General features: G+C 71.3%; 4 protein-coding genes. All 4 read right to left on the bottom strand.

Annotation, left to right across the window (positions count from 1 at the left end):
* Window positions 1-42 precede the first annotated feature (42 nt).
* The 4 genes from ACRDPS_RS22725 to ACRDPS_RS22710 all read right to left on the bottom strand — a co-directional run bounded on the left by ACRDPS_RS22725 (window position 43) and on the right by ACRDPS_RS22710 (window position 6481).
* Window positions 43-3618, bottom strand: coding sequence for a TIM-barrel domain-containing protein (locus ACRDPS_RS22725; protein ID WP_431503938.1), 3576 nt, complete (start codon window positions 3616-3618; stop codon window positions 43-45).
* Between the two features lie 85 nt (window positions 3619-3703).
* Window positions 3704-4555, bottom strand: a complete 852-nt coding sequence (locus ACRDPS_RS22720) for a class II fructose-bisphosphate aldolase (protein ID WP_431503937.1) — start codon at window positions 4553-4555, stop codon at window positions 3704-3706.
* A 1-nt stretch (window position 4556) separates the two neighbouring features.
* Entirely contained in the window at window positions 4557-5528 is a 972-nt protein-coding gene (locus tag ACRDPS_RS22715) for a PfkB family carbohydrate kinase (protein ID WP_431503936.1), read from the bottom strand.
* Window positions 5525-6481: an ROK family protein gene (locus tag ACRDPS_RS22710; protein WP_431503935.1), complete on the bottom strand. Its 957-nt coding sequence runs from the start codon at window positions 6479-6481 to the stop codon at window positions 5525-5527. The genes ACRDPS_RS22715 and ACRDPS_RS22710 overlap by 4 nt, the downstream gene beginning before the upstream one ends.

Below are 6481 nucleotides of genomic sequence, written 5' to 3'. Positions count from 1 at the left end.
CGTTCGGACAGGCCTCCCCAGGGTCAACCGCGCACGGCTGACCTAGTTCGGGGTGGCCCGCCAGCGCTGAGACTCGGCCGCGGTGTCGGTCTGCTGCACGACCAGCCCGTCGGCATCGGCCGCAAGGCTGAGGCCGCTGTGCTTGGCCGAGATCTTCACCGCGGCACCGTCGGTGGCGATCACCCAGCGTTGGTTGGGCGTGCCGGTGCAGGTGTATTCCACGACCGGGTCGCCGCTCGTCTTCGAGCTGTAGGCGACGTCGGCGCACATACCCGTGCCGGCGTTCTTGAGCTGGTAGCTGCCGTCGTCCTCGTTCCGGGTCACCACCCACTTCTGCGACGCCGCCGCGCCCACGGCCGCCGTGGTCAGCTGACCGTTGTTGGTCTCGCCGGCCGCATCCAGCGCGAGACCTGAGGCGGCGTTGCCGAGCGAGTACTGACCGTCCGCCAGGGCCGGCGGGACGATCTCCTCGTCACCGACCGTCATCGCGAACACGTGCACGGCGGCGTTGGAGGGCAGCGTGACCGCGGCGATCTCCTTTGCGGGGTCGGTGCGCAGGGTCTTGGTGAACAGGCGGTAGGAGACCGTCGGGTGGGCCGGTCCGTCCGGGGTGTTCTTCCCGAGCGTGGTGACAGCGACCTTGGCGCCATAGCTGTCGGTCGCCGCGCAGCACCAGTTGGGGAAGCCGAGCGTCCCGGTGCCGGAGGTGCCGTCGGTGTAGTGCACGGTCGCCTTCTCGGCGGCCGAGAGGCTGGTGCCGGTCCCCAGGAAGGCCAACGCGTTGCCCTGACCAGAGATCCGGATGGTCTCGCCGCCGGAGGCCACGTTGTCCGGAGTGCCCGGCTCCGAGTCCGGCCAGGTGAAGTCGAAGCCGTTCGCGCTCACCGTCGCCCCGGGAGTGACACCCTCTGCGGCGAGCTTGTCGGCGAGGAAGCTGCTGCCGCCGCCGTCGATGTCGCCCGGTCCGGGATCCTCGGCCTCGGTGACACCCACGTTGTCGAACGCCGAGGACAGGTCCGGATGGGCGAGCGTGGTGGTCGCCGAGTCGGTCACTGAGTACGCCCGGTCGTGGGTCTCGTAGGTCGCACTCACCTCGATCTTCACCCGGCCGGGTTCGGCATCCACCGGCGGCGTGACGCTGAACTTCGCGGTGCGCGACGCACCGGACGCGAGGGACCCCGACACCGAATCACCCGGGCGTACGTCCCAGCCTTCGGGGGCTTTGGCCGTGATCGACTCGAGCTGGACGCGGGAGCCGGTGTCGTTGGTGAAGGTGGCGCTGACCTCCGAGGCCTCACCGGCGACCGCGATCGCGGAGGTCGCGGCGTCGAGGCTCACGTTGCGGTCGGCCGGGTGGCCACCACCGACCGCCGAGGACCCGTTCAGCGCGACCACGGCCCCGGCGGAGGTGGACAGCTTCCCGGTCTTCACCTGCGTGATGCCCGTCGCGGAGTCGTGGAACCATCCGGTCGCTGCCCCTTCCAGCGCCTCCTTCGAGGCCTTCTGCGGCAGCTCCTTGCCGGCCAGCTCCACGCTGCCCGGTTCGGCATCGGCGTGCACGCTGAGGCCGTACTCTCGCGAGGCCGGCTTGCCGACGTACGAGCCGTCCACAGAGCCCAGCCGCACCACGACCCGGCCGCGACCCTGCTCGGGGGCGTCGACCTTGAACTCCTGGGTGGCGGACTCGCCCGAGGCGTGCGCCTGGCTGCGCCCGTCGTCCTCGTAGTTCACGAACGACGAGGATCCCTGCGGGTAGATGTCCAGATCGAGGCGGCCCGACTTCTTGCCCTGCTGCCAGTCGAGCGTGCCCTCGGGGAACTGCGGCACGACCGCACCGGCACGTACGAAGAGCGGCAGCGTGTCCAGCGGAGCCTTGTAGCCGTCGATCGTCGTGGGTCCCTGGTGGACCCGGCCGCTCCAGTAGTCGACCCAGGTGCCTTCGGGCAGATAGATGCCATCGCGGGTCGTGGAGTCCTCGTAGACCGGCGCGACCAGGAAGTCGTCGCCGGCGAGGAACTCGTACTTGACCTCGTCACCCCAGGTCTTCGGGTCCTCGGGATAGTTGAGGTAGAGCGGCTTGACCGCTCCCACGCCGTCGCGGTTGGCCCGCATCGTGTGCGTGTAGAAGTAGGGAAGCAGCCGCTCGTGCAGGCTCAGGTACTTCCGGTTGATCGAGGTGTACGGCTCGCCGTAGCGCCACGGCTGCTTGTCGGAGGCCGCCCACCCGCTCATCAGGTAGGTCATCGGCAGGAACATCTTCCACTGCATGTCGCGGACGTACGTCTCGGCGCTGCCGCCGAAGATGCCGTCCACGTCGCCGGTGGCGAGGTGCTGGCCGGACATGGTGGAGCCGGCGTACGTCGGGATCTGCCAGCGGATGTAGTCCCAGCTTCCGGACTGGTCGCCGCTCCACACCGCGGCACAGCGCTGAGTGCCTGCCCAGCCCTCGACCGTAAGGACGGTCGAGCGGTCGGCGCTGTTGTCCTCGATGCCGTCGCGGGCCTGCTCGCAGGCATCCAGCGCGAAGCGGTAGCCCGGGCCGACCCAGGCGACGTCGGTCTTGCGGACGCGTACGCCCGCCTTGACCTCGGTCTCCTGCTCGGTCAGGTCGTCCTCGGTCCACAGGCCCAGCTCGGCGCCGTGGTCCTTCAGCATGTCGCCGGTCTCGGCCAGGTCCTCGTAGCCGCAGCCGTAGCCGTCGTTGACCAGCATCCAGCCCAGCGGCATGTCGTGCTCCGCGTAGCCCTCGGCGATCGCGGTCGAGTCGCGCAGGGTCTCGCGCTCGCCACGGTTGGCGTTGTGGAGGTAGCAGTCGGCGTCGCCGACCTCGAGGGCGTACATCGGGACCGCGACCGGGCGGCCGGTCAGCTCCGTGTAGGAGTCGATGACACCCTTGGCGTCACCGACGAAGTAGTAGGCGTCGAAGCGCTGCTCGTCATGGGTGGTCGTGGTCGGCGCACCGAAGTCGTAGCTGCCCGCCGCGAACGTGTTGCGCAGCACCCCATAGCCGCGGGAGGAGACGTAGAAGGGCACCGCGTTCGGGTTGCCGCCGTCGTTCCAGTTGAAGTCGCGCGAGATCTTGATCGTCTCGCCCCGGTGGCTGAACCGGCCGTTCTGCATGCCGCCACCGAAGAACTGCTCCTGGTCGCCGCGTTCCAGGTGCTGTGCGGTGCTCTTCTCGTCCCAGGTCAGCGGCGAGGCCTCCGCCATCAGCACCTTCCCGTCCGGATCGGTCAGGCGCAGGGTGATCGGCTGCTTGGTCACGGTGAGCACGGCCTCGTCGGTGCTGATGACGTACGCCGCGCCGGTCTCCTTCACCTCCGACCGCCCGCCGGGGTAGTCGCGCTTGACGACGATGTCGGCGTCGGGAGCGCCCGGCTCGGTGGGGTCGTCGTTGGCGGGATCGGTGAACTCGCCGTTCGGGGCCAGACGTACGCGCACCATGTCGGCGTCCTCGAAGGTCACGCGCAGCGCGGCCTCGCCGGACAAGAAGGTGTAGCTGTCGCCGTCGCGCTCGAAGCCGGTGACGTCGCCGAGCTCGCTCGCCTCGGCAGCCACGGAGCTGACCGGGCTGAGCGCGACCAGTGCGGCGGCCAGAGCCACCCCCGGGACCAACAACCGTCGAATGGAGTGATTGAACATGATCGCCTCACGCCCTAAAGAGTCAGAATCAATCGCAAGTTGGAGGCGACTGTAACGCAGGTCACACTGCGCGGTCCACCCTCGGTCCGCCGATCAGCGCGAGCAGACGGGCGGCCTCACCGGCCACCGCATCGCGGCCGGCGCCGAGGTACTTGCGCGGGTCGACCTTCCCCTCGTCCGCGATCGCCGCGCGGACGGCGCGGGTGAAGGTCGCGTTGAGGTGGGTGGCGATGTTGACCTTGGTCATCCCGGCGGCGATGGCCGCGACGATGCCCTCGTCGGGAACCCCGGAGGAGCCGTGCAGCACGAGCGGCACGTCGACGGCGTCGGCGAGCCGGGCGATGAGCTCGTTGTCCAGGCTGGCCGTACGCGTCGTCATCGCGTGCGAGGATCCGACCGCGACCGCGAGCGCGTCGACGCCCGTGGCCTCGACGTAGGCGGCCGCCTCTGCCGGCTGGGTGCGAACCCCTGGTGCGTGCACACCGTCCTTGCCGCCCACCTCGCCCAGCTCGGACTCGACGGAGGCGCCGCGCTCGTGGCACCAGGCCGCGACCTTGGCGGTGGCGGCCACGTTCGAGTCGTAGTCGAGCTTCGAGGCGTCGAACATCACCGAAGGACACCCCAGCTCGACGGCCTCCTCGACGAGCTCGACGCGGGTCGCGTGGTCGAGGTGTACGCAGACCGGCACCGTGGCGCGCTCGGCGATCGCGATGCTCGCCCGCAACAGGGGCGCCACCGCACCGCGGTAGTCGACGGTGTTCTCGGAGATCTGCAGCACCACCGGACGGCCGGCCTGCTCGGCGCCGGCGACGATCGCCTCGGCCAGCTCGAGCTGGATGACGTTCATGGCGCCCAGCCCGCGTCCGGTTTCATGGGCATTGCCGAGCAGCAGCGACATCGATGCCAGGGGCACGTCAGATCTCCTTGGGACGAGAGGCCGGAGGCGGATTACGCTGCACGCTCGAGTGGTCGAGCGAGTGGTCGAGCGAGTGGTCGAGCCGCCTGACGCTGACGCCGTCCAGGAACGACGCGTAGGCATCGGGGTCGATCTCGCCGGCCACCGGCGCGACCACCGCCGCGGCGCCCAGCGCGGCAGCGTCGCGAAGCGTCTCCGGCCACGGCCTGCCCCTGGCGATGCCGCGGGCGAGCCCGGCGGCGGCCGCGTCCCCGGCGCCGGTCGGGTTCCCGCTGACCCCAGCGGGTGCGGACGCCTCCCAGCAGACACCGTCGGCGTACGCGACCAACCCATGGTGGCCGCGGGTGAGCACGACCGGGCCGCCGTTGCGGACGGCGAGCTCGGTGACCGCAACGACGGGGTCGTCGGGGGTGCCCCCGAGCAGGCGCGCGGCCTCCTCCTCGTTGGGAGTCAGGACCGCGCCGGTTCCGACCGCCGCCGCGAGCGCGGCGTCGTCCAGATCGAGGAGCACCGGGACGCCGGCGGCTGCCGCGAGCCGCGCGATCCGCGCCGGAAGGTCGGTGGGCACGCCGGGAGCCAGGCTTCCGGAGACGGTGAGCGCGGTCGCGTCGGCGATCCGGTCGGCGAGAAGGTCGAGCAGCCTCTGGTCGGCGCCGGGCGCCGCATGCCGGCCCGGTTCCCACAGCGAGGTCGTCGACTCGGCGACGACGACCACGGTGCGGCGTACCTCGTCGAGCTCGGGCAGGAAGGTCGCCGGCAGCTCTCGCCCGAGGGCTTCGCCGAAGTCGTCGTCGGCCAGGCCGACGGCATGCGCGGGCTCACCCAGCTGGTGCAGCACCCTGGCGACGTTGACGCCCTTTCCGCCGAGTCGGCTGGTGACCTCGGCGACCCGGTGGACCTCGCCCACGGTCAGCCGAGGCAGCCGGTAGGTGACGTCGATCGCCGGGTTCAGCGTGACGGTGAGGATCACGGGCCCATCCTCGTCGAAGCCGGTCTCACCGCAGCCAGCGCGAGCCGGGCGGCGCCGACGAGGCCGGCTCGACCGCCCAGGGCGGAGAGGCGCACGGGTGGCACCGCCGTCACGCCGGCGCGCTCGCGCATCCGGGCGCGTAGCGGGTCGAGCAGGTCTTCGCCGGCTTCGGCGACACCGCCGCCCAGGATGATCTCGCCGGGCGCGAGCAGGGCCCCGACAGCCAGGAAGCCGTCCGCGAGCGCCGTGATCGCCTCGGACCAGACCTGGGCAGCGAGCCGGTCGTACGCAGCCTGCTCGACCAGCTCGGCGACGCCGGTGATCGTGGGGTCGCCGCCCAGCGACGCATACCTCTCCAGCATGCCGCGGGCGCCCGCGCGCGTCTCCACGCAGCCACGCAGCCCGCAGGTGCATGGCGGCCCGGCCGGGTCCACCACCAGGTGTCCGAGCTCGCCGGCCTGACCGGAGGCACCGACGATCGCCCTCCCCTCGACGTACGTCACCGCAGCAACGCCAGTCCCGAGCACTGCGACGAGTGCGGAGGCCGGTGAGCCGGCATCCGCCCAGATCGCGCCCGCGGCGGCGACCGTGTCGTGCACCACCGAGACCGGCAGACCCAGCCGCTCGGCGAGCGGGGCTGCCACCGGGGTGTCGACGAGACCGAGGTTGACCGCCCTGCGGGAGATTCCGGACCGGGTGTCGACGAGCCCGGGGAAGGCGACCCCGACCCCGGCAACCTGCGCCTCCCGGCCCAGGCCGGCGAGCAGGTCCTCGCCCAGCTGTGCGATGTCGTCGAGCACGGCCGGACCGGTCCGGGTCGCCACCCGTGACTCGGCCACCACGACGTCGTCGGCACCGACCACGGCTCCACGCACCGAGGTGCCGCCGACGTCGAAGGCGAGGGCGAGAGCCCGCTCCGCGACTGGCTCGCGCGGCCTGGGAGACTCGCTCAT

The sequence above is a fragment of the Nocardioides sp. genome, from assembly GCF_050699375.1.
Classification (GTDB): domain Bacteria; phylum Actinomycetota; class Actinomycetes; order Propionibacteriales; family Nocardioidaceae; genus Nocardioides.
This window is presented reverse-complemented; position numbering and strand designations above follow the sequence as displayed.

What these genes read in the sequence shown, in the direction of transcription:
- ACRDPS_RS22710 (WP_431503935.1), bottom strand. Translation starts at nt 6,481, where the DNA reads ATGAGCGAGTCTCCCAGGCCGCGCGAGCCAGTCGCGGAGCGGGCTCTC.